Annotated in this window: 27 protein-coding genes; 16 read left to right on the top strand and 11 right to left on the bottom strand. The window is 46.5% G+C overall.

Features of this window, described 5'->3' with window-relative positions; genetic code table 11:
- Nucleotides 1-130 precede the first annotated feature (130 nt).
- Nucleotides 131-676: a gamma carbonic anhydrase family protein gene (locus AB4493_RS15840; RefSeq protein ID WP_017058763.1), complete on the top strand. Its 546-nt coding sequence runs from the start codon at nt 131-133 to the stop codon at nt 674-676.
- On the opposite strand, the gene AB4493_RS15835 is transcribed toward AB4493_RS15840, so the two are convergent.
- The 4 genes from AB4493_RS15835 to AB4493_RS15820 form a co-directional block, all read right to left on the bottom strand.
- The gene (locus AB4493_RS15835; protein ID WP_017058764.1) at nt 673-942 is read right to left on the bottom strand and encodes a DUF1488 domain-containing protein; all 270 of its coding nucleotides are present in this window, start codon (nt 940-942) and stop codon (nt 673-675) included. The genes AB4493_RS15840 and AB4493_RS15835 overlap by 4 nt on opposite strands.
- 17 nt (nt 943-959) lie before the next feature.
- Nucleotides 960-1,790 (bottom strand): shikimate dehydrogenase, encoded by an 831-nt coding sequence (gene aroE / locus AB4493_RS15830; protein ID WP_017067739.1) that lies wholly within the window; start codon nt 1,788-1,790, stop codon nt 960-962.
- A 77-nt stretch (nt 1,791-1,867) separates the two neighbouring features.
- Nucleotides 1,868-2,785 (bottom strand): oxygen-dependent coproporphyrinogen oxidase, encoded by a 918-nt coding sequence (gene hemF, locus AB4493_RS15825; protein ID WP_017069580.1) that lies wholly within the window; start codon nt 2,783-2,785, stop codon nt 1,868-1,870.
- Between the two features lie 19 nt (nt 2,786-2,804).
- Nucleotides 2,805-3,362 (bottom strand): L-threonylcarbamoyladenylate synthase, encoded by a 558-nt coding sequence (locus tag AB4493_RS15820; protein WP_017058767.1) that lies wholly within the window; start codon nt 3,360-3,362, stop codon nt 2,805-2,807.
- A gap of 195 nt (nt 3,363-3,557) precedes the next feature.
- Between AB4493_RS15820 and purE the strand changes: the two genes are divergently transcribed.
- Complete coding sequence (purE, locus tag AB4493_RS15815; RefSeq protein ID WP_004735777.1) at nt 3,558-4,043, top strand: 5-(carboxyamino)imidazole ribonucleotide mutase; 486 nt, start codon at nt 3,558-3,560, stop codon at nt 4,041-4,043.
- A 5-nt stretch (nt 4,044-4,048) separates the two neighbouring features.
- Nucleotides 4,049-5,179 carry a 5-(carboxyamino)imidazole ribonucleotide synthase gene (locus AB4493_RS15810; RefSeq protein ID WP_136974244.1) on the top strand — a complete coding sequence of 377 codons (1,131 nt, stop codon included), beginning with the start codon at nt 4,049-4,051 and terminating at the stop codon, nt 5,177-5,179.
- Nucleotides 5,180-5,267: 88 nt separating this feature from the next.
- Here the strand turns inward: AB4493_RS15810 and AB4493_RS15805 are convergent, their stop codons facing one another.
- From AB4493_RS15805 to AB4493_RS15790, 4 genes are read right to left on the bottom strand one after another with little or no spacing between them, the layout of a single operon-like run.
- Nucleotides 5,268-5,837, bottom strand: a complete 570-nt coding sequence (locus AB4493_RS15805) for a type I DNA topoisomerase (protein WP_136974243.1) — start codon at nt 5,835-5,837, stop codon at nt 5,268-5,270.
- Nucleotides 5,838-5,849: 12 nt separating this feature from the next.
- The gene (locus AB4493_RS15800) at nt 5,850-6,326 is read right to left on the bottom strand and encodes a DUF494 family protein (protein ID WP_029235095.1); all 477 of its coding nucleotides are present in this window, start codon (nt 6,324-6,326) and stop codon (nt 5,850-5,852) included.
- A 3-nt stretch (nt 6,327-6,329) separates the two neighbouring features.
- The gene (dprA, locus tag AB4493_RS15795) at nt 6,330-7,442 is read right to left on the bottom strand and encodes a DNA-processing protein DprA (protein WP_372155380.1); all 1,113 of its coding nucleotides are present in this window, start codon (nt 7,440-7,442) and stop codon (nt 6,330-6,332) included.
- On the bottom strand, nt 7,439-8,524 hold the full coding sequence (locus AB4493_RS15790; protein WP_372155378.1) for a LysM peptidoglycan-binding domain-containing protein: 1,086 nt from the start codon (nt 8,522-8,524) through the stop codon (nt 7,439-7,441). The genes dprA and AB4493_RS15790 overlap by 4 nt, the downstream gene beginning before the upstream one ends.
- 140 nt (nt 8,525-8,664) lie before the next feature.
- Here AB4493_RS15790 and def point away from each other — a divergent pair, with 140 nt between their 5' ends.
- The 6 genes from def to AB4493_RS15760 all read left to right on the top strand — a co-directional run bounded on the left by def (nt 8,665) and on the right by AB4493_RS15760 (nt 15,164).
- A complete protein-coding gene (gene def / locus AB4493_RS15785; RefSeq protein WP_017058772.1) occupies nt 8,665-9,177 on the top strand; it encodes a peptide deformylase in 513 nt (170 codons plus the stop codon).
- Between the two features lie 37 nt (nt 9,178-9,214).
- A complete protein-coding gene (gene fmt, locus AB4493_RS15780; protein WP_371725274.1) occupies nt 9,215-10,162 on the top strand; it encodes a methionyl-tRNA formyltransferase in 948 nt (315 codons plus the stop codon).
- A 92-nt stretch (nt 10,163-10,254) separates the two neighbouring features.
- On the top strand, nt 10,255-11,535 hold the full coding sequence (gene rsmB, locus AB4493_RS15775; protein WP_017058774.1) for a 16S rRNA (cytosine(967)-C(5))-methyltransferase RsmB: 1,281 nt from the start codon (nt 10,255-10,257) through the stop codon (nt 11,533-11,535).
- 109 nt (nt 11,536-11,644) lie between these two features.
- Nucleotides 11,645-13,021, top strand: a complete 1,377-nt coding sequence (trkA, locus tag AB4493_RS15770; RefSeq protein ID WP_004735766.1) for a Trk system potassium transporter TrkA — start codon at nt 11,645-11,647, stop codon at nt 13,019-13,021.
- Between the two features lie 80 nt (nt 13,022-13,101).
- Complete coding sequence (locus tag AB4493_RS15765; RefSeq protein ID WP_371969073.1) at nt 13,102-14,547, top strand: TrkH family potassium uptake protein; 1,446 nt, start codon at nt 13,102-13,104, stop codon at nt 14,545-14,547.
- 26 nt (nt 14,548-14,573) lie between these two features.
- Entirely contained in the window at nt 14,574-15,164 is a 591-nt protein-coding gene (locus tag AB4493_RS15760) for a DUF3157 family protein (protein WP_372155375.1), read from the top strand.
- Here the strand turns inward: AB4493_RS15760 and AB4493_RS15755 are convergent.
- Entirely contained in the window at nt 15,161-15,814 is a 654-nt protein-coding gene (locus AB4493_RS15755; RefSeq protein ID WP_017063010.1) for a hemolysin III family protein, read from the bottom strand. The two genes, AB4493_RS15760 and AB4493_RS15755, sit on opposite strands and share 4 nt — an antisense overlap.
- 156 nt (nt 15,815-15,970) lie before the next feature.
- The gene (locus tag AB4493_RS15750; protein ID WP_017058778.1) at nt 15,971-16,762 is read right to left on the bottom strand and encodes a sporulation protein; all 792 of its coding nucleotides are present in this window, start codon (nt 16,760-16,762) and stop codon (nt 15,971-15,973) included.
- 283 nt (nt 16,763-17,045) lie between these two features.
- Between AB4493_RS15750 and AB4493_RS15745 the strand changes: the two genes are divergently transcribed.
- The 6 genes from AB4493_RS15745 to AB4493_RS15720 all read left to right on the top strand — a co-directional run bounded on the left by AB4493_RS15745 (nt 17,046) and on the right by AB4493_RS15720 (nt 22,165).
- Nucleotides 17,046-17,213 carry a hypothetical protein gene (locus tag AB4493_RS15745; RefSeq protein WP_004739323.1) on the top strand — a complete coding sequence of 56 codons (168 nt, stop codon included), beginning with the start codon at nt 17,046-17,048 and terminating at the stop codon, nt 17,211-17,213.
- A 131-nt stretch (nt 17,214-17,344) separates the two neighbouring features.
- Nucleotides 17,345-17,608: a YihD family protein gene (locus tag AB4493_RS15740; RefSeq protein ID WP_009848104.1), complete on the top strand. Its 264-nt coding sequence runs from the start codon at nt 17,345-17,347 to the stop codon at nt 17,606-17,608.
- 326 nt (nt 17,609-17,934) lie between these two features.
- Nucleotides 17,935-19,353: a cytochrome c oxidase accessory protein CcoG gene (gene ccoG / locus AB4493_RS15735; RefSeq protein WP_017058780.1), complete on the top strand. Its 1,419-nt coding sequence runs from the start codon at nt 17,935-17,937 to the stop codon at nt 19,351-19,353.
- Between the two features lie 73 nt (nt 19,354-19,426).
- Entirely contained in the window at nt 19,427-20,413 is a 987-nt protein-coding gene (locus AB4493_RS15730; protein WP_017058781.1) for a serine/threonine protein kinase, read from the top strand.
- A gap of 55 nt (nt 20,414-20,468) precedes the next feature.
- Nucleotides 20,469-21,068, top strand: coding sequence for a thiol:disulfide interchange protein DsbA/DsbL (locus tag AB4493_RS15725; protein ID WP_017063015.1), 600 nt, complete (start codon nt 20,469-20,471; stop codon nt 21,066-21,068).
- Nucleotides 21,069-21,208: 140 nt separating this feature from the next.
- The gene (locus AB4493_RS15720) at nt 21,209-22,165 is read left to right on the top strand and encodes a DUF2860 domain-containing protein (protein WP_017066751.1); all 957 of its coding nucleotides are present in this window, start codon (nt 21,209-21,211) and stop codon (nt 22,163-22,165) included.
- A 62-nt stretch (nt 22,166-22,227) separates the two neighbouring features.
- Here AB4493_RS15720 and AB4493_RS15715 read toward each other — a convergent pair whose 3' ends face one another.
- Entirely contained in the window at nt 22,228-23,751 is a 1,524-nt protein-coding gene (locus tag AB4493_RS15715; RefSeq protein WP_372155373.1) for a YifB family Mg chelatase-like AAA ATPase, read from the bottom strand.
- Nucleotides 23,752-24,223: 472 nt separating this feature from the next.
- Here AB4493_RS15715 and ilvG point away from each other — a divergent pair, with 472 nt between their 5' ends.
- Entirely contained in the window at nt 24,224-25,870 is a 1,647-nt protein-coding gene (gene ilvG / locus AB4493_RS15710) for an acetolactate synthase 2 catalytic subunit (RefSeq protein WP_102321080.1), read from the top strand.
- Nucleotide 25,871 lies beyond the last annotated feature (1 nt).

Here is a 25,871-nt window from a genome sequence, read left to right as displayed (position 1 = left end):
ACACTGGCAAGCCCTTTTTGAAGTTTTTCTTACTTTTTTGATTGTTCGAGCGTTTTTTGTTCAAAACACCCCATTTTCACTAGTATTCCTCTTAATTAAGGGCTTAAGGTGCCTATATAAAGGAGGATTTATGAGTTCAATACGCAGTTATAAAGGAATATCCCCTCAGATTGGGCAAGGTGTCTATATAGATACCAGTTCAGTACTGGTTGGTGATATCAAAATCGGTAACGACTCTAGCGTGTGGCCTTTGGTTGCAGCTCGAGGGGATGTGAACCACATTCATATTGGAGAGAGAACGAATATCCAAGATGGTAGTGTCTTGCACGTCACCCATAAGAATGCTGAAAACCCTGACGGTTATCCTCTCTTAATAGGTAATGATGTCACTATCGGGCATAAAGTAATGCTGCATGGCTGCACTATTGAGGATCGTGTACTTGTTGGTATGGGAGCGATCGTGTTGGATGGCGTGATTATCCAAAAAGAAGTGATGATTGGTGCTGGTAGCTTAGTGCCACCAAACAAGGTACTTGAAAGCGGTTACCTCTATGTAGGAAGCCCAGTAAAACAAGCTCGCCCATTAAATGATAAAGAGCGTGCCTTTCTACAGAAGTCTGCAGACAACTACGTTCAGAATAAAAATGACTATCTAGACTCTGTAATTTCAGTCTAAAGCGCTTTGATCTGAATCCGATTAGAGGAGTCATACTCCTCTTCTTCTATTAACTCTTCCGCTAGCTCTTCAATATCGAAACGTAACTCTGAAAAGATAACTAAAGCTTGATCGCCTTCTTCTATATCTTTACCTGCCAATCGTGATAATTCCTCAATAGACATGACACATTCAATCAATGCGCCCGACTGTTGTGCTGGGAACGTGATTGTTCGGCTCTCTTCATCCCAATCTTGGATATCAGGAAATAGAATTGATTGATTCATTTTTTATAAACACCCCATTACATCTCTAGATTTTTACGTAATTCTCTTAAAATCTGTTTTGTTCCCGGACGAAGACCACGCCAAAGCATAAAGCTTTCTGCTGCCTGCCCCACTAGCATACCCAAACCATCATAAGCAGCATGAACACCATTATCTAATGCCCATTGATTGAATACCGTCGTTCCAGATCCATAAACCATGTCATAAACGGCGCTAGTAGAATTGAAAATCACCTCAGACACTTCAGGAAGCTGCCCGCTTAGACCAGATGAGGTAGAGTTAATAATGACATCAAAGCCTTCATTAACATCACTTAGCCCCATCCCCTTGATGTTGCCATGCGACGAAAACATCTCAGCCAGAAGTTCAGCCTTGGAGCTGGTTCGATTAGCGACCACCAGCTGTTGTGGCTTTTGGTCGAGAAGAGGTTGAATCACTCCTCTCGCAGCACCACCAGCGCCAAGAAGAAGAACACGTGCTCCTTTTAGCGTGACTTGATGTTGAAGCAGGTCTTGAACTAAGCCCTCACCATCGGTGTTATCACCAATGATCTCTCCATCATCTAACTTCTTAAGGGTATTTACGGCACCAGCTAGTTCAGCTCTCTCAGTTAGGCGATTGGCTAACTGATAGGCATCTTCTTTAAAAGGCGCTGTGACATTGCACCCTCGACCACCTTCGCTGAAAAAGGTTTTGGCAGCAGTGATAAATTGACCGTGCTCTGGCTGTAATGCTGTATAGGTAAGTTGTTGGCTGGTTTGGCGAGCAAATAATGTGTGAATGAATGGCGATTTGCTTTGCCCAATAGGATTACCGAAAACGGCATAACGATCTACTTGCTGTGTCATATCCTTACCTAACAGAAATAATAAAAAGGGTCATCTATATAGATGACCCTATCACTATCCCTATAAGGAAGGAAGAACTACCAAACTCGAGGTTTGAGGTAGTCACTATAAAGCAGAGCTTCTGGTGAGCCCGCTTGCGGTTCATAGCGATATTCCCAACGAGCCAACGGCGGCATCGACATCAATATAGACTCTGTGCGCCCACCGCTTTGCAGGCCAAATAAGGTACCACGGTCGTAAACTAGGTTGAATTCAACATAGCGGCCACGACGGTATAGTTGGAAGTCACGCTCACGTTCGCCATAAGGTGTATCTTTGCGACGCTCGACAATAGGTAAGTACGCCGCAGCAAAACCTTCACCGACAGCCTGCATATAAGCAAAGCTCTTATCGAAACCCCACTCATTTAAGTCATCAAAGAACAGACCACCAACACCACGTGTTTCGTCTCGGTGAGGAAGATAGAAGTACTTATCACACCACTCTTTGTGTTCTTGATAAACATCATCACCAAACGGCGCACAAAGATCTTTAGCAGTTTGATGCCAAGATTGGCAATCTTCATCGACAGGATAAAATGGCGTTAAGTCAAAACCACCACCAAACCACCAAATCGGGTCTTCCCCTTCTTTTTCCGCAATGAAGAATCGAACGTTCGCGTGTGAGGTTGGGATATATGGGTTTTTAGGGTGGATAACTAATGAAACCCCCATCGCCTCAAACTTACGTCCGGCTAACTCAGGACGGTGAGCGGTTGCAGAGGCAGGCATTGCTTTACCAGCGACGTGAGAGAAGTTAACTCCACCCTGTTCAAATAAAGCACCATTGGTCATCACGCGAGTACGACCACCGCCACCTAGACGATCGCCAGGTTCTCGCTCCCATGCATCTTCTTCAAACAACGCTACACCATCAGCTTGCTCAAGCTGCTGGCAAATCGAATCTTGTAGGCTCAGTAAAAACTGCTTTACTGCTTCTTTATCAATTGCTGACATCTTACTTCCTTTGCAGGGTTTAACCCTGTCTTAATATTTTCGACGTTTTTGCATCTCTAATTTCGCTTGGCTTCTCACGGCCACCCGTTTGGCCTTCTAGAATCGCGACTAAGTGTTGACCCAGTTGCTGTTGAACTTCTTCAGTCGTCATACAAGGCGGCTCGCCAGTCAGGTTGGCACTGGTAGAGGTTAACGGCTTGCCGAACTCATTACACATTCGTTGAACCAAAGGGTGATCCGTCACTCGTACCGCGATGGAATCAAACTGGCCGCTGACCCAGTCAGTAACTTTGCTGCTGGTTGGCATAATCCAAGTGACCGGACCTGGCCATGTCGCTTTCACTGTTACCAACTGTTCTTCCGTCAACTGGCTTTCATCAATATAAGGAAGCAGCTGCTCGTAACTTGCAGCAATCAAGATCAAGCCCTTTTCAACTGGACGCTGTTTTAACTCGAGTAATTTCTTGATGGCATGTGGATTATCAGGATCACAACCAACCCCAAAAACGCCTTCGGTCGGGTAAGCAATGACTTCACCTTGTTGTAATGCCTGCAATGTATGTTGAAAGTTATCCACGGGTTGCCTCATTAAGTCAGTTATCGAACTCGCTAAGTGTACAAATTATCATTCACTGTGACTAAAGCTATTTGTTTATAAAATGTATCAATTAACAACTTAGACTGACGCAAACGTTTTCCTTAAGTAATTTTACCCGTATAATGCGCGCAAAATATCTAATCACTAATTAAATCGTACCTGAAGGAGTTTGAGATGACTGTCGGTATTATCATGGGTTCTAAATCTGATTGGCCAACAATGAAGCTAGCTGCAGAAATGTTGGATCAGTTTGGCGTGGCGTACGAAACAAAAGTGGTTTCTGCTCACCGCACACCTCAGTTGCTTGCAGACTACGCAACCAGTGCGAAAGAGCGCGGTATTAAAGTCATTATTGCTGGTGCTGGCGGTGCTGCACACCTACCAGGCATGGCGGCTGCTTTCACAAGCGTGCCTGTTCTTGGTGTTCCGGTTCAGTCTAAAGCGCTGAAAGGTATGGACTCTCTGCTTTCTATCGTGCAAATGCCAAAAGGCATCGCGGTAGGTACTCTAGCTATCGGTGAAGCGGGAGCAGCGAACGCTGGCATCCTAGCTGCTCAAATCATTGGTACACACAATGAAGAAGTAATGGCGAAAGTAGAAGCGTTCCGCTCTGAGCAAACAGAAACGGTACTTGCTAATCCAAACCCTGCAGAGGACTAATTCCCATGCATGTTCTTGTGTTAGGCGCGGGCCAACTTGCTCGCATGATGTCCCTCGCTGGGGCACCGCTGAATATTGAAATTTCTGCTTTTGATGTTGGCAGCAAAAATATTGTTCATCCATTAACGCAAGCGATTCTAGGCAACGGCTTAGAAAATGCGATTGAGCGCGCGGACGTCATTACTGCTGAGTTCGAACACATCCCTCATGATGTGCTTGAAATATGTGAGCGCAGCGGTAAGTTCTTACCGACCACACAAGCAATCAAAGCTGGCGGTGACCGTCGCCTTGAAAAAGCGCTGTTAGACGAAGCGAACGTAAAAAACGCTAAGTACTATGTGATTAATGCTCGTGAAGACTTTGACGCAGCAATTGCTCATGTTGGCCTACCTATGGTGTTGAAGAGCACACTTGGTGGCTACGATGGCAAAGGCCAATGGCGTTTAAAGACCTTAGACAACGTTGAAGCAACTTGGACAGAAATGGCCGAGTGCATTGCTGCAACCGACAATCAAGCAATCGTGGCAGAAGAGTTTGTTCCGTTCGACCGTGAAGTATCACTGGTTGGTGCTCGTGGAACTAATGGAGAGGTTCAAGTGTACCCACTGGCTGAAAATGTTCACACCGATGGCGTGTTGAGCTTATCAACAGCCATTGACGACATTGAACTGCAAGAACAAGCGAAAACCATGTTCACCGCAGTTGCAGAGCGTTTAGATTACGTTGGCGTACTCGCGCTAGAGTTCTTTGATGTTCAAGGTTCACTGCTGGTGAATGAGATTGCACCACGTGTTCATAACTCGGGCCACTGGACACAACAAGGCGCTGAAACTTGTCAGTTTGAGAACCATCTACGTGCCGTATGTGGCATGCCATTAGGCAGCACTAAGCTGATTCGTCCAACCGCAATGATCAACATCCTTGGTGAAGATACCCTACCTGAAGCAATTCTTGCTCAAGGTGGTTGTCATGTTCATTGGTATGGCAAAGAAAAGCGTGCAGGTCGTAAGATGGGCCACATTAACGTGAGCGCTGATTACAACGCAGAATTACAAAGAGCGTTGTGCTCATTGGCTGAGATTCTTGATAAACAAGCCTACCCTGCTGTGCATGAGTTTGCTGAGCAGATGAAGTAAGCCTACATTGGCTTATTGATATAAAAAGTTTATTGGACACAAAAACGGCGCTCAGTGAGCGCCGTTTTTTTGTGTCTATAATATCGAGTTATTGAGATTGAATGTGGTGACACTTGCGATCTGCGCATTGCTTCTTGGTACCACTGGCCGTTTTCTTCTCCAGTAACAGTGGGAACTGGCACTCTTCACAGCGACCTATAACTGGTGGCTGATTAACGGCAAACTTACACTTAGGGTAGTTATCACACGCATAGAAGGTTTTGCCATAGCGAGATTTACGCTCAACCAAGTGACCTCGATCACACTCAGGGCAGGCAACAAGTGGCTGTTCTTCAGGTTGTTCTTTCGGTTGATCCAAAGATTCGATGTGATTACACTCTGGATAGCTGCTACAACCAATAAACATGCCAAAGCGACCTTGTCTTAGTACCAATTCGTTTTGGCATTTAGGACACGGTACACCCAACTCTTTCACCACGTGGCCATCGTTTTGATGCAACGGCTTAATGTAATCACAGCTCGGATACTGTTTACAGCCTAAAAATGGACCGTGCTTACCGTGGCGAAGCTGAATCTCTCCACCACACTGTGGACATGGTTCATGCTCTAATGCATGTTCATGTGCTGAAAAAAGCTGATTATCAATCTTACTACTCATGACAAGCCTGTGTTAATGCAAGATACCTTGCTCTTTGGTGTACAACAGCTCTTCCATTTGCGTGTAAGCACTTTCATTACCCGGTACATTGAATAGCACCATTAAGATAATCCATTTCAGATCATCCAATTCAAATTCGTTGGTCTCAAGCCCCATCACACGATCAATCACCATTTCACGAATCTCTGTCGTGAGGACGTTGATCTGCTCAAGGAACAACAAGAAACCACGACACTCCATATTAATACGTGATATCTCTTTACTTGTGTAAACACGCATCGAGGTATTAGAGCACATAGTAATCGCCGCTTGGTTATCGGTATCTTGCAGTGCAGCAAGGTCTTCTAACCAATGGAGAGCCTTATAAATATCATCTTGGTGAAACCCTGCTCGAAGAAGCTCATCTTCCAGCTCATCTTGATCCACCTGCAATTCAGAATCGCTATGGATGTAGGTTTCAAACAAGTACATCAGTATGTCCATCATCATAGCTTAGCCTCTCCCCTTTCGAATATAGCCACCGGAAACTGCAACAACATGCCCTGAGAGCTCAAGCTCTAAAAGCTGCATCATGACCTCATGCACAGGTATATGGGTTCTCTGTGCCAAAATATCAACGGGTGTCGCCTCTAATCCTACGTTAGCTAACAGCTGTGGAAATGGCAATTGCTCATTTTCACCCTCATTCGGCGTAGGCTCGAACAAACTGGGCTGCTGATCTATAGACCAGTCTAACAGACTCTTTATTTCAATCAGAACATCTTGAGCATTTTGTACTAAACATGCTCCAGCTTTAATTAAGCTATTACCTCCGCGACTAGTTGGGCTATGAATTGAACCGGGCAGCGCAAACACCTCTCGGCCTTGCTCCATGGCATAGCGAGCCGTAATCAAAGAACCACTCTTTTCAGCTGCCTCAACCACCAAAGTTCCGAGCGACAACCCACTTATAATACGGTTACGGCGAGGGAAATGTTCAGGTCTTGGTTTTGCTCTTGGACGAAACTCTGAAATCAGCGCCCCATTTTCACAGATCCTATCGGCTAAATTTCTGTGCCGCGCAGGGTAAATTGAATCTAAGCCAGAGCCCAGCACCGCGAAAGTCTCTCCTCCTTTATCCAAAGCACCATCATGAGCATAGCCGTCAATGCCCAACGCTAAGCCACTGGTGACGATCAAGCCATTTTGGACAAACTCTTTGGCGAAGGACTTCGCTGTCTGTAACCCTTCAATACTGGCATTACGACTGCCGACCATCGCGATTTGAGGCTCGATCAGTTTTTCAACGTGACCTTTAACGAAAAGCACACTTGGCGCAGAGGCGATCTCGTTCAGCAGTTTGGGATAATGTGAGCAATTCGGGGTAATAATGTGATGGTTAGGCTGTTTTGCTTGCCATGATAAGCAAGCCTCCACTTCTCTTGGGGCTTGCTCTCTTAGATAGGCAATTTGCTTGGCAGACAAGCCAATCGCTTGCAGCTGCTGACTTGAATAACCAACAATATTAGAAGGAGAATCAATACTCAGCAAACGAGCAAGGCGCTTGCCACCCAATTGTGGAACAAAACTTAACGTTAACCAAGCGATCAGTTGCTCTTCATTCACTCGCTTCCCTCTTCTGTCACTGCAAGGTCCAAAGGCGATACCGCCACAATGTCATTACTTACTGGCTTTGAACTTTGAGTGATCAACGCGAGGCTAAAATACTCATAAGGACGAATGACCATCAAGCTACCGAGCGAGGTACTTGGTAGCTGCACTTTATTACTCGCCGCAGACTCTTTATAGCTGTATTCACCCTGCTTACCAAACACCACAGCACCGCTTTCACTGAGGGTAAACATAGAACCTTGGCGAAGGTTATCCTGTGAACCTTTGTTGATCACCACTACCTGATTCTTCGCGCTGTACTGGCTGCCATCTAATGAGCCCAAGATATTAGCAAACTGACCTGCCGCACTAGGTGCAGGATAAAACGTGGTAGAGAGCTTCACCTGATCAACACCAAGTTCTGGTAGCACAAGGTCATTAAGCAGCACCTCTTGCAGCTGAGTGTCTATCTGCAAGCTGCTGAACTCAGCATCCACCTCTTTTAAGCGCGCAGTGGCGACCAGTCGCAAAGAGGTAACACTCGCTTGGGGTTGCTGCCGTTGGTAGGTTTCAACTGCGCGGTAGATACCCCACTTTTGATGTTGTTGGTTACCTGAGATAAACAACCGGTCTGCACCCGATAAGAAACGTTTACCATCACTGGTTCCTAATACTCGTTGTGCCGATTCGATATCTTGCTGCTCTACCAAGCGATCAGACTGTAAATAAGGTAGAACCAGTCCCTCGTTGACGGTAGGTACTGCTTTCTTCTCAGAAACACGAATCTTAGGGCTGAGTTTGATAACAGGCTTGAGGCTCAAGACAGGTTCACCATTAATCCAAACCAACGACAGTTTGTCTCCGGGATAAATAAGGTGAGGATTTTCTATCTCAGGGTTTACCTGCCATAACCTTGGCCACAACCACGGGCTATCAAGATACATCGCAGATATATCCCATAAGGTATCGCCCTTTACCACCACATACGCCTCAGGTGCGCCCTGCTTAATGGTTAAAGGTTGAGCGCTATTTTCAGCCGTAGCGGCGAACGAAAGCGAGGCACAAACAAGAGAAAAAATGGGAGAAAAATGACGCATGACCTAGGTTCCTTGGTCTGAATATATGACATCTGATTTGAGAATTACCTTCAGGATGCTGTCATTTGACCTCTAAAATGTCTAGAATTGAGCCAACAAGGTTTAAGCTGTTTCGGCACAGTTCAATATTTCGAGTGTATATGTCTGTATTACAAGTATTAACATTACCAGATGATCGTCTACGTACCGTGGCGAAACCGGTAAAAGAAGTTACCCCAGAGATTCAAAAGTTCGTTGATGACATGATTGAAACCATGTACGACGAAGAAGGTATCGGCCTTGCGGCAACGCAAGTAGATTTCCACCAACGCATCGTTGTTATCGATATTTCAGAAACACGTGATGAGCCAATGGTGCTTATCAACCCTGAAATTACTGAGAAGCGCGGCGAAGATGGAATCGAAGAAGGCTGCCTATCTGTACCAGGCGCTCGAGCTCTAGTACCTCGCGCTGCAGAAGTAACGGTTAAAGCACTAGACCGTGACGGCAACGAATTCACATTCGACGCTGACGACCTTCTGGCTATCTGTGTTCAGCACGAACTTGACCACCTAGAAGGCAAGTTGTTTGTTGATTACCTATCGCCACTAAAGCGTAAACGTATCCAAGATAAGCTAGCGAAGATTAAACGTTTCAACGAGAAACAAGGTTAATAACCGCTGCTATTACTAAATTAGAAGGAAGCCTACCTTGAGTCAGTCTTTAAGAATTGTCTTTGCAGGTACTCCGGATTTCGCCGCCCGTCACTTGGCGGCGTTGTTGTCTTCGGAGCATGAAGTTGTTGCTGTTTACACACAGCCAGATCGACCAGCAGGCCGCGGTAAAAAACTGACTGCGAGCCCAGTAAAAAACATCGCACTTGAAAACAATATTCCGGTTTACCAACCAGAAAACTTCAAGTCAGATGAGGCCAAGCAAGAGCTAGCTGAGTTGAACGCTGACATCATGGTTGTTGTCGCTTACGGCTTATTGCTTCCGCAGGTTGTATTAGATACGCCTCGCTTAGGTTGTATCAACGTACATGGCTCTATCCTACCGCGCTGGCGTGGTGCTGCTCCGATTCAACGCTCTATTTGGGCAGGTGATAAAGAGACAGGCGTGACGATCATGCAGATGGATATCGGCCTAGATACTGGCGACATGCTAAGTATCGCGACGCTGCCTATCGAAGCGACAGATACTAGCGCATCTATGTACGAGAAATTAGCGGGCCTTGGCCCTGATGCGCTTGTTGAATGTCTAGCGGACATCGCTTCTGGCAAAGCAGTTGCAGAAAAGCAAGACGATGAGCTTGCGAACTACGCGAAGAAGCTAAGCAAAGAAGAAGCGCGTATCAACTGGAGTGATGAAGCTGCGCATATTGAGCGCTGCGTTCGTGCCTTCAACCCATGGCCAATGAGTCACTTTGAAGCTGCTGAGAACAGCATTAAAGTATGGCAAAGCCGTGTGGCAGAGCAAACTTCTGATAAGCCTGCAGGTACCATTCTGCAAGCGGATAAAACTGGTATCTATGTTGCGACAGGGCAAGGCGTACTTGTTCTTGAACAACTGCAAATTCCAGGTAAAAAAGCCATGTCAGTTCAGGATATCTTGAACTCACGTGCAAGCTGGTTTGAAGTTGGTACACAACTTTCTTAATCCGCTTTTAAAGCTGCTAATTACGCAGCTTAGAAAACCTTTACGAGGGCAGAGATGCCCTCATGTATTCAAATAAATATTCGGTACCCCTCATGAATGTTCGCGCTGCTGCTGCAAATGTCCTATTCCAAGTTGTCGATAAAGGCCACTCTCTGTCACACGCTCTCCCTGCGGCTCAAAAAACGATCCGTCCACGAGACCATGCTCTACTGCAAGAGATTTGCTACGGCGCACTTCGTTACCTGCCTCGTTTAGAGTCAATCGCTAACGAACTGATGGAAAACCCGCTTAAAGGTAAAAAGCGTGTATTCCACCACCTAATCTTGGTGGGCATTTACCAACTAAGCTTCATGCGTATCCCTTCGCATGCCGCGGTTGCTGAAACGGTTGAGGGCACTAAAACACTGCGTGGTCCAAGCCTGAGTGGTTTGATCAACGCTGTGCTACGTAGCTACCTACGTGACCAAGAAGAACTGGACGAGAAAGCCGTTAGTCACAATGCAGGCAAATACGGCCACCCAAGCTGGATTCTAAAAATGCTTCAAGAGAGCTACCCAGATCAATGGGAGCAACTGGTTGAAGCAAACAACAGTAAGGCACCAATGTGGCTGCGCGTTAACCGCCAACACCACACTCGTGACGAGTATGTTGAACTACTTAAAAACGAAAACATTGAATACACATTGCACCCAGAAGCAGCCGATGCCATAAAATTAGCTGCACCTTGTGATGTTACTTTGCTTCCTGGCTTCGACAGAGGTTGGGTATCAGTGCAAGACGCTGCCGCTCAGCTTTCGGTTGACTACCTAACACCAAAAGATGGTGAGCTGATCTTAGATTGTTGTGCTGCGCCAGGTGGTAAAACGGCACACATTCTTGAGCACACTCAAGACACTGAAGTGGTTGCGATTGACTGCGACATTAAACGTCTAGACCGCGTTTACGATAACCTTGAGCGTCTACAACTGCGTGCCGACGTAATTTGTGGTGATGCTCGCTACCCAGAAGAGTGGTGGATGGGTGATAAGTTCGACCGTATCCTACTTGATGCACCTTGTTCAGCGACTGGCGTCATTCGCCGTCACCCTGACATCAAGTGGCTACGTCGTGCGTCTGACATTGATGCGCTGGCTGAACTGCAAAGCGAGATTATGGATGCAATGTGGCGTCAGCTGAAAGAAGGCGGCACCATGGTTTATGCGACTTGTTCTATCACGCCGCAAGAAAACGTGCTGCAAGTGAAAGCATTCCTAGCACGCACTGAGAACGCTACGTTGGTTGGGTCTGATATCGAAAATCCGGGTCGTCAAATACTACCTGGAGAAGAAGATATGGATGGCTTCTACTACGCAGTTCTAGTAAAACAGGCATAACAACTAACAGCGGCTAAGAATTTATTTCTTAGCCGCTGTTTCTTTCTAGTGCATTATCAAAATAAAGTTAGATAACTAGAATTACCACGGTAAAGAAAAGAGAAAGGCTATGAAGATCATTATCCTAGGTGCTGGACAAGTTGGCGGTACCCTTGCTGAAAACCTGGTTGGTGAAAACAACGACATCACCATTGTCGACCGTAATGCTGACCGACTTCGTGAACTTCAGGATAAGTACGACCTTAGGGTTGTAAACGGTTATGCCAGCCACCCAAACACACTACGTGAAGCGGGTGCGCAAGATGCCGACATGTTGGTTGCCGTAACCAACATGGATGAAACCAACATGGCTGCGTGTCAGGTTGCTTTCTCTCTTTTCAATACGCCGAACCGAATTGCTCGTATTCGCTCTCCTCAATACCTAGAAGAGAAAGAAGCGTTATTCAAATCAGGTGCCATCCCAGTCGATCACCTGATCGCACCCGAAGAGCTAGTGACCAGCTACATCGAGCGCCTGATTCAATACCCAGGCGCACTGCAGGTTGTGAGCTTTGCTGAACAGAAGGTTAGCCTAGTAGCAGTAAAAGCCTACTACGGTGGTCCACTGGTTGGTAACGCATTGTCTGCTTTGCGTGAGCACATGCCGCACATTGATACCCGTGTTGCCGCTATTTTCCGTCAAGGTCGCCCTATTCGTCCACAAGGCACCACCATCATTGAAGCCGATGATGAAGTGTTCTTCGTCGCAGCGAGTAACCACATCCGCTCAGTAATGAGTGAGCTACAGCGCCTAGAGAAACCGTACCGCCGCATCATGATTGTCGGTGGTGGTAACATTGGTGCAAGCTTGGCAAAACGCCTTGAGCAGAGCTACAGTATCAAGCTTATCGAGCGCAGCTACACTCGCGCCGAGAAGCTGTCTGAAGAATTAGAAAACACCATCGTATTCTGTGGTGATGCCGCCGATCAAGAGCTGCTGACCGAGGAGAACATCGATCAAGTGGACGTGTTCATCGCCCTAACCAATGAAGATGAAACCAACATCATGTCAGCCATGCTGGCGAAGCGAATGGGTGCCAAGAAGGTAATGGTACTGATTCAGCGTGGTGCTTACGTAGACCTTGTTCAGGGTGGCGTGATTGATATTGCTATCTCTCCACAGCAAGCGACCATTTCTGCGCTGCTTACTCACGTTCGTCGTGCTGATATTGTTAACGTATCATCTCTACGTCGCGGCGCTGCAGAGGCGATCGAAGCCATTGCTCACGGTGACGAAACCACATCGAAAGTGGTTGGCCGAGCGATTGGCGACATCAAGCTACCACCGGGCACCACTATTGGTGCGATTGTTCGCGGAGAAGAAGTACTTATCGCGCACGATAGAACCGTAATCGAACAAGATGACCACGTAGTGATGTTCCTAGTGGACAAGAAATACGTACCTGATGTTGAGTCTCTATTCCAACCGAGCCCGTTCTTCTTATAGCCTTGTTCTCGTAAGTATCTTCTCGCAACCTTCTTCTTGTGAGAACGACGCTTCGGCACAAAGCGATGGTCTATTAAGCTATGGTCAACTTTCGTCCGATATTATTAGTGATAGGGTTAGTGTTATCAAAACTCGCCCTTTTCATGTACATCCCCACATTGGTTGCCTTTTTCACAGGCACCGGTGGCTTCCTCGAGTTTGGTCAATCGGTAGTGATCACGCACATTGTGGCATTCATCTGCTTAAGCTTAGGCCGCTCCGCTAAGTTTCGATTAGGGGTGCGGGACATGTTCCTGATCACCTCTCTGGTCTGGACTATTGCCAGCGCCTTCGCTGCACTACCCTTTGTCTTCATCAACCACATCAGCTTCACTGATGCCTATTTTGAAACCATGTCGGGTATCACCACGACAGGATCAACCGTATTAAGCGGCTTAGACAGCATGTCACCAAGCATTCTATTATGGCGATCTATATTGCAGTGGCTTGGTGGTGTTGGGTTCATCGTAATGGCAGTAGCGGTTCTACCAATGCTTAACGTCGGTGGTATGCGCTTGTTCCAAACTGAGTCTTCCGATTGGTCAGATAAAAGCAGCCCGAGAGCAAAAACCGTCGCCAAGAACATCGTGGCGGTCTATTTGGTATTAACAGGCCTATGCTTGGTGAGCTACCTATTTGCGGGCATGAGTGTGTTTGATGCCATCAACCACTCATTCACCACGCTATCTACAGGCGGTTACTCAACCTCAGACGGTTCTATGAACCACTTCTCGAACAGCGCTCACTGGGTGGGTACTGTATTCATGTTCTTAGGTGGCTTGCCGTTTTTACTCTTTGTCAGTGCGCTGCGCGGTAGAAAGCTCTCTATCCTCTACAAAGATGCCCAAGTGAGAGGCTTCGCTTACCTATTCTTAGTCACCAGTGCTGTGATATCCACATGGCTGGTGGTCAGAGATGGCTACACGGTATTGGATGCGATGCGTGTTTCGATGTTTAACATTGTGTCAGTCGTCACCACAACCGGTTTTGGCTTAGAAGACTTCACCGCGTGGGGCGCTTTGCCTACCACGCTGTTTGCCTTTTTAATGATGGCGGGCGCGTGCTCAGGTTCAACCTCTGGCGGTATCAAAATCTTCCGCTTCCAAATTGCAATGACCATGCTCCATAAACAAATGATGAAACTGATTCATCCATCGGGCGTGTTTGTTCAACGCTATAATCAACGACCAGTCAGTGACGACATCGTACGTTCACTCGTTGCATTTGGTCTGATGTTCTTTATCACGATTATCTTAATTGCCGGTGGGCTGAGTGCGATGGGACTTGATCCTGTAACCAGTATATCCGGTGCTATCACAGCCGTTGCCAATGTTGGTCCAGGAATGGGCAGCGTGATAGGTCCAACCGGAAACTTTGCTCCACTGCCTGACGCCGCAAAATGGCTATTAAGTTTAGGAATGCTGATGGGGCGACTCGAGATACTGACGCTCATCGTTCTATTTTTCCCAGCCTTTTGGCGACGCTAACCAAGCACAAAATCAAGGAAATACAGATGAAATCATACGTACTTCTCGCTGGCGCATTGCTCGCAAATTCAGTATTCGTAAGTGCTGCCTTGGCGGATCAAATGGTCACACTACCTGATGGCAAACAAGTGTTACTCAAAGATGATTATACTTGGCAATATGTGGCACCGAAGCAAACGGAAGCAGCAGCGACAACATCAGAGATCGCCGTGCCCGTTGCAACAGCACCTGTCGTAGCCGTCCCGGTAGCGACGAATACTCGTGGCACAACGGTTGTGGTTAATAGTAAAAAACCAAGCTTACAGCTGTCTCAGTCAGGAGTGGATGTTGTACTGGGTGCAAGTCGCTATGAAGATGGTGAGCTTATCATTCCGACAGCCATCACTAACCAAGGCACTCAAGCGGTCATTTTGGTATCACTTAACATCAGCGTATTTACTGCAGAAGGTGAGTTGTTGGCAGAAGAAGAAGTTGCGGTGTGGAAATCAATCAAACGAATGGCCGACACATACCTACGACCAAAGACGGGTGAAGAAGGCAAGCTCATCAAGCTCGACCTAGAACAACACCCTGAATATCAGATTAAAGCTGAGATTACTGAGGTACTGGCTCGCTAAACCGGAGTCACGTACAAATAAATAGCGAAGAAATGGCAAGCGCAGCCCGCCAACACAAACAAATGCCAGATGGCATGATTGTAAGGGATGCGTTTTGCCACATAGAAAATCACACCCAACGAGTAAATCACGCCACCGAGTGCTAGTAGCACCAAACCACCCATCTCGATATTCATCGCCAGTTGATAAACCACAATCAGCGATAACCAACCCATCGCCAAGTAAGTCACCAATGACAAACGCTTAAATCGGTAGACGAAGGCAATCTTCATAATGATTCCGACTAGCGCGATACCCCAAATCACTGCCATCAAACCCATCGCCAATGGTGTTCTTAAACTCACCAATAAAAATGGCGTGTAACTGCCCGCGATCAATAAGTAGATCGCACAGTGATCGAGAGTTTTCAGTAATCGCTTGGTCTTTTCTGTGGTGATCGAGTGATAAAGCGTGGAAGCGAGAAAGAGTAGGATAATACTGCTGCCATATACCGCCATACTCGCAATAGTCAGTATGTCGGCTTGATGGTCAAACGCACGAATCAGCAGCAGGATTAAACCAACCACGCCAAGCACAACACCCAAGCCATGGGTTATCGCATTGGCGCGTTCTTCGATATCACTGTATTCGCTCGCCGATGATGCAGACATGATTATCCTACTAGAGTAAATGTTCGATTTGCCTAGTATTGCACATTAAGCTTACACGTGTAAGCTTAAATTTTTATGACATCTTTTATGACATTAATAACGCCTAAACGGTGTGATGAAGCTAAGGTCTCTAAAGCTACAGAACCAAAGAGCTAACTAAGATGCGTTGTCTAGATACTCAAGTACCATCTTGCCCGCATCTTGTGGTGACGTATCCAATGGCACACTCAATTGACGCTGCAGTTGGCCAATGCCTAACAAGCTCGCCAACATGCCTTTTGCACCATCGCGATTACGGTCTATCTCAAACCACAACTTAAGCTCGGTTTCATCACGATGAGCAACCACTTCCAGTTCACGCCAGCGGCCATGATATGGACCAGTGGTAGGGACAAACTCAAACTCTTGAACAAATGGCAGTTCAAAGCCCTCTACTGCTTCGCACTCAACTTGGCGAATGCGTAAACCTTGAGCTTCTAGTTCATTAAAAATACCATCAAGAAGTGCATCTGGGCGAACCGTTAAAATATCCTTATCCGATGGATCAATCGCCATCGCAATATCGAGCCCGGTTTCTAGCCACACCTTTGAATCACCAATCGTGACAGGTGTGTTCAGCGGGACATCAAACTCACATTCAAAATCACGGGTTTCACCCGGCTGAATAACAAAGGCATACGGCAGGCTCCATTTGGCCAACGAGTATGTCTGGTGCATTCGACGTGTTTGACCGCCCTCTTGCCTTTGCGAATTCATAGTAATTTCTTTGACGTAACGACAGCACAAGTTGAGATCGATATTGTCGATCTCTTGTGGCTGAGCGCCACCATAGACATGCACAATAATGCTCGCCTTCTTGCCTGGATAAAGCACTTCCTGTTGCAATACAGAATCCACCTTGGCAGATCCAATTCCAAAACTTGCTAACGTTTTCTTTAAGAACGACATATGCACCTCCTTTAAAGCATCATCTTAAGCCTGAAAGAGGTTCAAACTCAAATATACTGCTCACACTATTTTAGCTCTAATATCGTCTATTTATCACTCAGGCGTCGATCGATAACTTAGATAGTGATAATCTAAGCCTTGATATGCATGCATATCATTATCCTGATTTATTCTTCGGATTGGCGAAAGCCAGACGAGTGACGCTTCAAGCAATTGAGGTGGAGCTCATGGTAAATCAGGCCATTAGATTGGCAATGGATATGCCTGACCGTTAGGTAAATTAATGCGCCCAACAGCTGTCAGGTTCTCGCACACCAACCGTAGTGCGATGCGTCGTCGTAGTGGCTTTGTTGCTGCTCCAACGGCTAAGAAATTGGCTCCTACAATGACTCTAGTTGAGAAGACTGCTTTATTAGCACCGACTACAACGAAAGTGATTAAAGCCGCTTAACAAAAAGCGCAGTTTTTACTGCGCTTTTTTCTTGCCCGCTCCCATCTTGAAATGTGTTTACACATTGGTATTCCCTACCCGATTTGATACCTTAGCCACAAATCATTATAAAATTTGTGGAGAAATAAAGTATGAAGTGTCACCGCATTGAAGAACTGCTTGAACTGATGGAGCCTGAGTGGCAGAAAGATCAAGAGCTTAACCTATTAGAGTTCATCATTAAGCTATCAAAAGAAGCGGGCTACCAAGGCAAGCTTGAAGAACTGACTGACGATGTTCTTATCTATCACCTAAAAATGCGCAACAGCGAAAAAGATGAGATGATCCCGGGCCTGAAAAAAGACCAAGAAGATGATTTCAAAACCGCAATTCTAAAAGCACGTGGCCTTCTTTAGTCGCCCGTTAGTTTAGAGCTCAATTGCCGTATAGATAAAACACTCAATTTTAAAAAGCGACCACCAGGTCGCTTTTTTGTTTCTGTTCGCTATTTTTTCGTCACAACTGTTATGACTTTTGTTGTTAAAGGTTGATAGCGTTAAAGAAATGAGAACAAGATTGTCGCTATAATCGCCATCCATAAGAATCTTCTAAAATAATAAGAGTGAGTGCGATAACAACAAATGCACCAAGCTCAATTTCAACAGGTTCTCTAAACCATACTTTCAAGTAATGTCGTCATGCCCGACTTAACCGGGCAAACAAGCCACAAAAAGGATAGTCCATGAGTCAGGATAAAATCGATATCAAAGATGTGACTCCTAAAACCTTTAACCCGAAAACACATAAAGGTAATGGAGATCGATTTAACCCAAGTAACCGAATCTATGTTCGAGAAAGCAAAGGTAAATTCCAACAACTGCGTCGCTATGGCGGTTGGTTCTTACTTTTACTTTTTGCGCTTATCCCATGGATTCCCTTTGGTGAACGTCAAGCGATCTTGCTCGATATCGGCAGCCAACAGTTCAACTTCTTTGGCACCACCTTATACCCGCAAGATCTGACCCTACTCGCGATCCTATTTATGATTGCCGCGTTTGGCCTGTTTTTCATAACCACCTTCTTAGGCCGCGTCTGGTGTGGCTATTTATGCCCGCAAACCGTCTGGACCTTCATGTATATCTGGTTCGAAGAGAAGCTAGAAGGCGCTGCCAATAAGCGAAGAAAACAAGACTCGGGCAAATTGACGAGCAATTTAATCCTCAGAAAAACCCTCAAACACATTGCGTGGTGGGCGATTGCCATTGCGACGGGCTTAACCTTTGTTGGTTACTTCATCCCAATCAAAGAGTTAGTGGTTGGCTTCTTTACCTTTAACTCGTCTTTCTGGCCGGTGTTTTGGGTACTGTTCTTTGCTGGATGTACTTATGCCAATGCGGGTTGGATGCGTTCAATTGTTTGTCTGCACATGTGTCCTTACGCGCGTTTCCAGTCGGCAATGTTCGATAAAGACACCTTCATCGTTGGTTACAACACAGAACGTGGTGAAAGCCGTGGCCCTCGCTCTCGTAAAGCCGATCCAAAAGAGCTTGGTCTAGGCGACTGTATTGACTGTAATCTGTGTGTACAAGTGTGCCCTACGGGTATCGATATCCGTGACGGCCTGCAATACGAGTGTATTAACTGCGGCGCGTGTATTGATGCCTGTGACAACACGATGGAGCGTATGGGCTATGAGAAAGGCCTGATCAATTACACCACCGAGCACAGACTTGAAGGTCACTCGACCAAGGTAATGCGTCCCAAGCTGTTGGGCTATGGCGCTATCTTGATCGTGATGCTGGGCTTGTTCTTCGCCCAAATCGCGAGCGTTGATCCTGCCGGCCTAAGTGTTCTGCGTGACCGAAACCAACTGTTTAGAGTCAATAACCAAGGGTTGGTTGAAAACACCTACACCTTGAAAGTGATCAACAAGACTCAACAAGAGCAAGAGTACAAACTCGGTGTTAGCGGACTGCCCGATTCTATCTGGTATGGTAAACAGACGATTACTGTCGATCCAGGCGAGGTTTTGAACCTACCTATCAGTTTAGGCGCCGACCCAGAAAAACTGAGCTCACCAGTTTCGACAATTCAGTTTATACTCTCGGATAATGAAGAGTTTACGATGGAAGTCGAAAGCCGCTTTATCAAGAAGCTCTGATACCCACACCTTAGTGCTTGGTATAACAACCCAATAAATGGAAAAAGGCTCAGTAATGAGCCTTTTTTATTCTATGACGATGCAAGCCTTTAACTTTGATAACCTGACTCCTGACTTCATGTGGTACGCACTGGAGAGCATTGGAGTTCGTGCTGAATCCGGGCTTCTCGCTCTCAACAGCTACGAAAACCGGGTGTATCAATTCACCGATGAAGACCGTAAGCGCTACGTCGTTAAGTTTTATCGTCCGCAACGCTGGAACAAGGCACAGATCCAAGAAGAGCATGACTTCGCACTCGAGCTTATCGAGCAAGAGATGCCGGTTGCGCCTCCAATGCGAATCAACGGTGCAACCTTACATGAATACCAAGGCTACCTATTTGCACTATTTGAAAGTGTTGGCGGCAGACAGTATGAAGTTGACAATCTAGATCAATTGGAAGGCGTAGGACGCTTTCTTGGTCGTATTCATAAAGCCAGCGCGGGAAGAACATTCCAGCATCGCCCGACCATCAGCTTAGATGAATACCTTTATCAGCCACGTAAGATTCTAGAGAACTCTCAGTTTATCCCGACGCACCTAGAAAATGCCTTCTTCAATGACGTTGACCTTCTGATCAAAGAGCTAGAGAGCCAGTGGCCGAGCAACATTGAGAATATCCGCCTGCACGGTGACTGCCACCCTGGCAATATTTTGTGGCGCGATGGGCCAATGTTCGTCGATCTTGATGACGCACGTAACGGCCCTGCGATACAAGATCTGTGGATGCTGCTCAATGGCGAGCGCCAAGATAAGCTGATGCAACTGGATATTTTGCTAGAGAGTTACCAAGAGTTTTGCGATTTTAATACCGCACAACTGAAACTAATCGAACCACTACGCGGTCTACGTATGGTGCATTACATGGCATGGTTGGCGAAACGATGGCACGATCCTGCGTTTCCTCTGGCCTTCCCGTGGTTTAATGATCCGAAATATTGGGAGCAACAAGTACTTGCTTGTAAAGAGCAAATTGCTACCCTGCAAGAGCCACCACTTTCGTTAATGCCTCAGTGGTAACAGCAATCGCAACATACAACTAGATAAAAATTCAAACATAATGGAGATTGGATATATGAAAAAGCTATTCGCATTTTTCTCATTGATCATGTTGAGCCTTACCGCTCACGCTGCGAAATTTAACGAAGGTGAACACTACAAAGTTCTCGACCTAGAAGCATCAAAAAAACCAATGGTGACAGAGTTCTTCTCTTTTTACTGCCCACACTGTAATAGCTTTGAGCCAATCATCCAGCAGCTAAAACAACAGCTACCTAAAGACGCTAAGCTACAGAAGAACCATGTTTCATTCATGGGTGGCAACATGGGTCTGCCAATGAGCAAAGCTTACGCGACAATGATTGCACTGAAAGTTGAAGATAAAATGGTGCCAGTGATGTTTAACCGCATCCACACAATGAACAAGCCACCACGTGATGAAGAAGAACTGCGTCAAATCTTCCTAGACGAAGGCGTTGATGCGAAGAAATTCGATGCTGCGTATAACGGCTTTGCTGTAGATTCTATGGTTCGTCGCTTCGACAAAGCATTCAAAGACAGCGGCCTTTCAGGTGTACCCGCTGTTGTGGTTAACAACCGCTACCTAGTAGAAGCTCAAGGTATCAACTCTCTTGATGAGTACTTCGAGCTCGTGAACTTCTTATTAAAGAAGTAAGCCATTGATGAAAGGAAGCTTCGGCTTCCTTTTTTTTTGCTAGTTCAAAAATCATTATTGATAAATAATTAACCTGGAAGTTTAAAGCTTTACTGCTATTAATAACCCGTCCTAAGAACCGGTGGGCAAGGAGCCCTTGAATGAAAATAAAAATAACTCTCTTGGCATTGAGCGTTGCGGCTTCTCCCGCTTTTGCCAAGCTTGCAGACCAACAAGGTTTCAGTGGTGAAATCTCTCTCAATACCGGGGTTACCTCTTCCACCTCGAACTTTAATACCGATGCTGATAGCAATCTTTCATCCACAGATCAGAAGGCTTCTTCGGAAAGCTCTTTTCTGGTTGCTCCTTTAGGTAGTGTTGCTTATACCTTTGGTGAAAAGCTAAACCATCAGGTATACACAGGTACCGCGCGAGATGATGTAGCAACAGGTACTGTAGTTCTCGAAGTCGGTTACAAATACCAACTTGAGTCAGGCATGGTGATCGACGCTTCACTGCTGCCAACCATTATGTCTGGTGAAACTTGGGCTGATCCATACAACACCACATCAGCTCGCACCAAGACCGATGAAACTGGCAATGCGTTTCGTTTGAAGCTAAGCAACATTGCGGGCTCAGCTTTCTCGCTAGACATGGCCTATGCGACCAAAGATGTCGACAAGGATGATATTCAAGATCAAGAGCTCAAACGAGATGCCAATACTCTCTACTTGAAAGGTCAATATCGCCTGCCACTTAGTCGTACCATGATGCTTATTCCATCCGTCATCTATCAAACACGTGATGCTGATGGTAAAGCTGAATCTTACGACCAATTCGGTGGTGAGGTAAGCTTGTTTGGTGGCATGGGGCGTCACAAGTACGCACTAACAGCGGGTTACAACCAACGCTCTTACGATGCGAGCAACCCGATCTACGACAAGAAACGCAGCGACGACAATATCAACCTATTCGCCGCCTATGAGTATGATCAATTCATGGATTGGGAAAACTGGTCGTTTATTTCACTGGCAGGCTACGGCACCAGCGACTCGAACATTACCTTCTACGACGAGTCTCAATATATAGTTTCAGTTGGCTTGAACTACAAGTTCTAACCTTAGCGAGTATGAACTGCAATCCAACGAAAGCCTGCATCTAAGCAGGCTTTTTCTGCTTGCTAGACAGCTTGAGCCGTGAGTTGTTTCAGCAAGCGATCCATCGCGCGATAGCCTAGCGCTTCTGATAGATGTTTCTTTTCGATCTGCTCGTTACCGTCAAGGTCGGCAATGGTTCGTGCCACCTTAATAATTCGATGATAAGCACGAATCGATAAACCCAAGCGATGTAGTGCTGTCTCAAGAAACTCTGCATCTTCGCGTCGCAGTGGGCAATACTTCTCAATTTCTCGGCTACCTAACAGTGCATTCGATTTATGGTTGCGAGATAGCATTAACTCTCGCGCCTGCCTAACCCTTTGCTTAACTACTTGAGTGGTTTCACCGCGATCACCGCCTTCGGCCAACATTCCTTTTGGCAACAGAGGTATCTCCAATGACATATCGAACCTATCCAGCAAGGGCCCAGATAAGCGATTGAGGTAACGCAGGATGATCTGTGGGTTGGCGCGCGCCTGGTTACCTTCGTAATAACCCGTTGGACTTGGGTTAAGTGCACCGACCAATTGAAAACGCGCAGGAAAACGAGTCTTGCCCGCAGCACGGGAGATAATGATCTCGCCCGACTCTAGTGGCTCTCGTAATGAATCAAGCACCTTGCGCTCAAACTCCGGCATCTCATCTAAGAACAATAAGCCGTTATGCGCTAAAGAGATCTCTCCGGGGCGAGGCACCGAACCACCACCCACTAATGCCGCCATTGAACTGGAATGGTGAGGAGAGCGAAAAGGTCGTTGCTTCCAGTTGTATTGATTGATTTCTTGTTGCGTTAACGAGGCCACCGACGCGGTTTCCATCGCTTCGTCATCACTCATTTCAGGTAATAGGTCACGCAGTCGAGAAGCGAGCATAGTTTTTCCGGTTCCGGGTGGGCCAAGAAACAATAAGTTATGATTCCCAGCAGCGGCTATCTCTAGAGCTCGCTTGCCTTGTTGTTGGCCGATAATATCTTGTAGGTCGCGAAGCACTGAAACATCAGCCTGATGATGTTCCGTTCTATATAGCCCAAGCTGAGCCTGTCCACACATGTCAGCACAAACCTCCAACAAGGTTTGTGCAGATTTATGCGCTCCCTTGCCCACCAGCGCAGCCTGATCACCGTTATGATGTGGGACAACTAAGCATCGCTCTACACTGTCGGCGGCTAACGTCGCAGGCAAAACGCCCTTTACCGAGCGAAGTTCTCCTGACAATGCCAACTCACCGATAAATTCATGTTGAGCTACTTTTGATGTCGGAAGCTGATCTGACGCCACCAAAATCCCAAGCGCGATGGGCAGGTCAAAACGGCCACCTTCTTTGGGCAAATCGGCTGGGGCGAGATTAACCGTGATTCTTTTCGATGGAAACTCAAAGCGAGAATTGATGATCGCGCTTCTCACTCGATCTTTAGATTCCTTGACCGTTGTTTCAGGTAGACCCACCAGCGTGAAGCCAGGCATTCCGTTGCTTATATGCACCTCAACGGTCACTTCTGGCGCCTCTACACCCACACTAGCTCGGCTATGAATTATCGCGAGTCCCATAACTTTCCTTTGTCTTTGATTTAAAAGTATTCACTCTGGATATTCGTTGCTCACCAAAGCGATAAGGTTGTTATATAGCTTGGTGGAATGGTATTTTAATGTGAAAAAAGAATGACATTTCCCTTGTCATGCGGCAGATTTGTGTGATAACACTAGAGATGTAGATATTTACTGAAGACAATAAACGAGAAAACTCGAATATTATGATTTTTAACGCTCGCATTTACGCACTGATTAACCTGATTATCGTAGTCATTATTAAGACTGCGCGGGGGCGAGTGGGAAGAAAGTAACCACGAATTAGAAAAAACCCCCGCACTGACAAGTCCGGGGGTTTTTTCTAATTTAAACATTCGATTTTTATATTTTTGAGCATTTTCGGCTTTGCCGATTTACAGGAAGAATGGGAGCACAAGATGTGCAGAGACAAAGGAAACAGTTACCAAAATAAAGGTAATACGGGAGAATTCCGATGAAAGGCGCAGAACTAGTCGTATCCGCACTCAAGCAACAAGGAATTGAGACCGTATTTGGTTACCCCGGTGGTGCCATCATGCCAATCTACGATGCACTCTATGACGGCGGGGTTGAACATATCCTATGTCGCCATGAGCAAGGCGCCGCTATGGCCGCGATCGGCATGGCTAGAGCAACACAAGATGTCGCTGTTTGTATGGCAACCTCGGGACCAGGTGCAACCAACCTAGTCACTGGCCTTGCTGATGCCTTTATGGATTCAATCCCATTGGTTGCTATCACAGGTCAGGTTGCAAGTTCCCACATTGGTACCGATGCATTCCAAGAAATGGATGTGATTGGTATGTCTCTGTCATGTACTAAACACAGCTACCTAGTAACTGATATTGAAGAGCTAGCTCCAACCCTCGCTGAAGCGTTTGTGGTAGCAAAGTCTGGCCGCCCTGGCCCGGTTATCGTCGATATCGCTAAAGACGTTCAACTAGCAGAAGCACCTGTTAACGCTCTTCCTGAATTTACTCCACCCGCAATTCCTGTTGCGACAACTGATGCCATTGAACAGGCACAGTACTTTTTGTCTCAAGCGACCCGTCCTGTTTTATACGTAGGTGGTGGTGTTCAACTTGCTAAAGCAACCGATGCGGTTCGTGAGTTTTTACGCCTAAACCCAATGCCAGCAGTAAGCACACTGAAAGGCTTGGGCACTATCGAACGTGACGACCCACACTACCTTGGCATGCTGGGTATGCACGGCACTAAAGCCGCTAACCTTGTGGTTCAAGAGAGTGACCTGTTGATTGTTGTCGGTGCTCGTTTTGATGACCGAGTAACTGGCAAACTCGATACCTTTGCGCCGCATGCTAAGGTTATCCATATCGATATCGATGCCGCTGAGTTCAGCAAACTGCGTCTTGCCAATGCGCCAATTCGCGGTGACATCAACAAGATCATGCCTCAACTAGAGCTAAGTCAAGACATCTCCTCTTGGGTTCATCACTCTGAAGGTCTTCGTAGCTCATTCAAATGGCGTTACGACCACCCTGGTGATCTGATTTTTGCTCCACTGCTGTTGAAGCAACTGTCAGACATGATGCCAGCAAGCTCTATCGTATCGACTGATGTGGGCCAACACCAAATGTGGGCAGCTCAGCACATTCAGCCTCGCGATCCACAGAACTTCATTACCTCTGCCGGTTTAGGCACCATGGGCTTTGGCTTGCCAGCTGCAATGGGTGCATCGGTTGGGCGTCCTGACGACCAATCTATACTTATCTCTGGTGACGGCTCGTTCATGATGAACATTCAAGAGCTTGGCACATTGAAGCGTCGTCAGATCCCAGTGAAGATGGTACTGCTTAATAACTCTCGTTTGGGCATGGTTCGCCAATGGCAATCACTGTTCTTTGATGGCCGCCACAGTGAAACTATCTTAGATGACAACCCTGATTTCGTGATGCTCGCGAAAGCGTTCGATATCCCGGGCAAAACCATCACTCGTAAAGAAGAAGTAGAACCAGCATTGAAAGAGATGCTAGAGAGCAAAACCGCTTACCTACTTCATGTTCTTATCGATGAAGAAGAAAACGTATGGCCACTAGTACCGCCAGGTGCTTCAAACAGTGAGATGTTGGAGAACACATAAC

It is taken from the genome of Vibrio sp. 10N.222.55.A1 (genome assembly GCF_041473835.1).
Classification (GTDB): Bacteria; Pseudomonadota; Gammaproteobacteria; order Enterobacterales; family Vibrionaceae; genus Vibrio; species Vibrio crassostreae_C.
The sequence above is the reverse complement of the archived record's forward strand: the minus strand, read 5'-3'. Positions and strand labels throughout refer to the sequence as shown.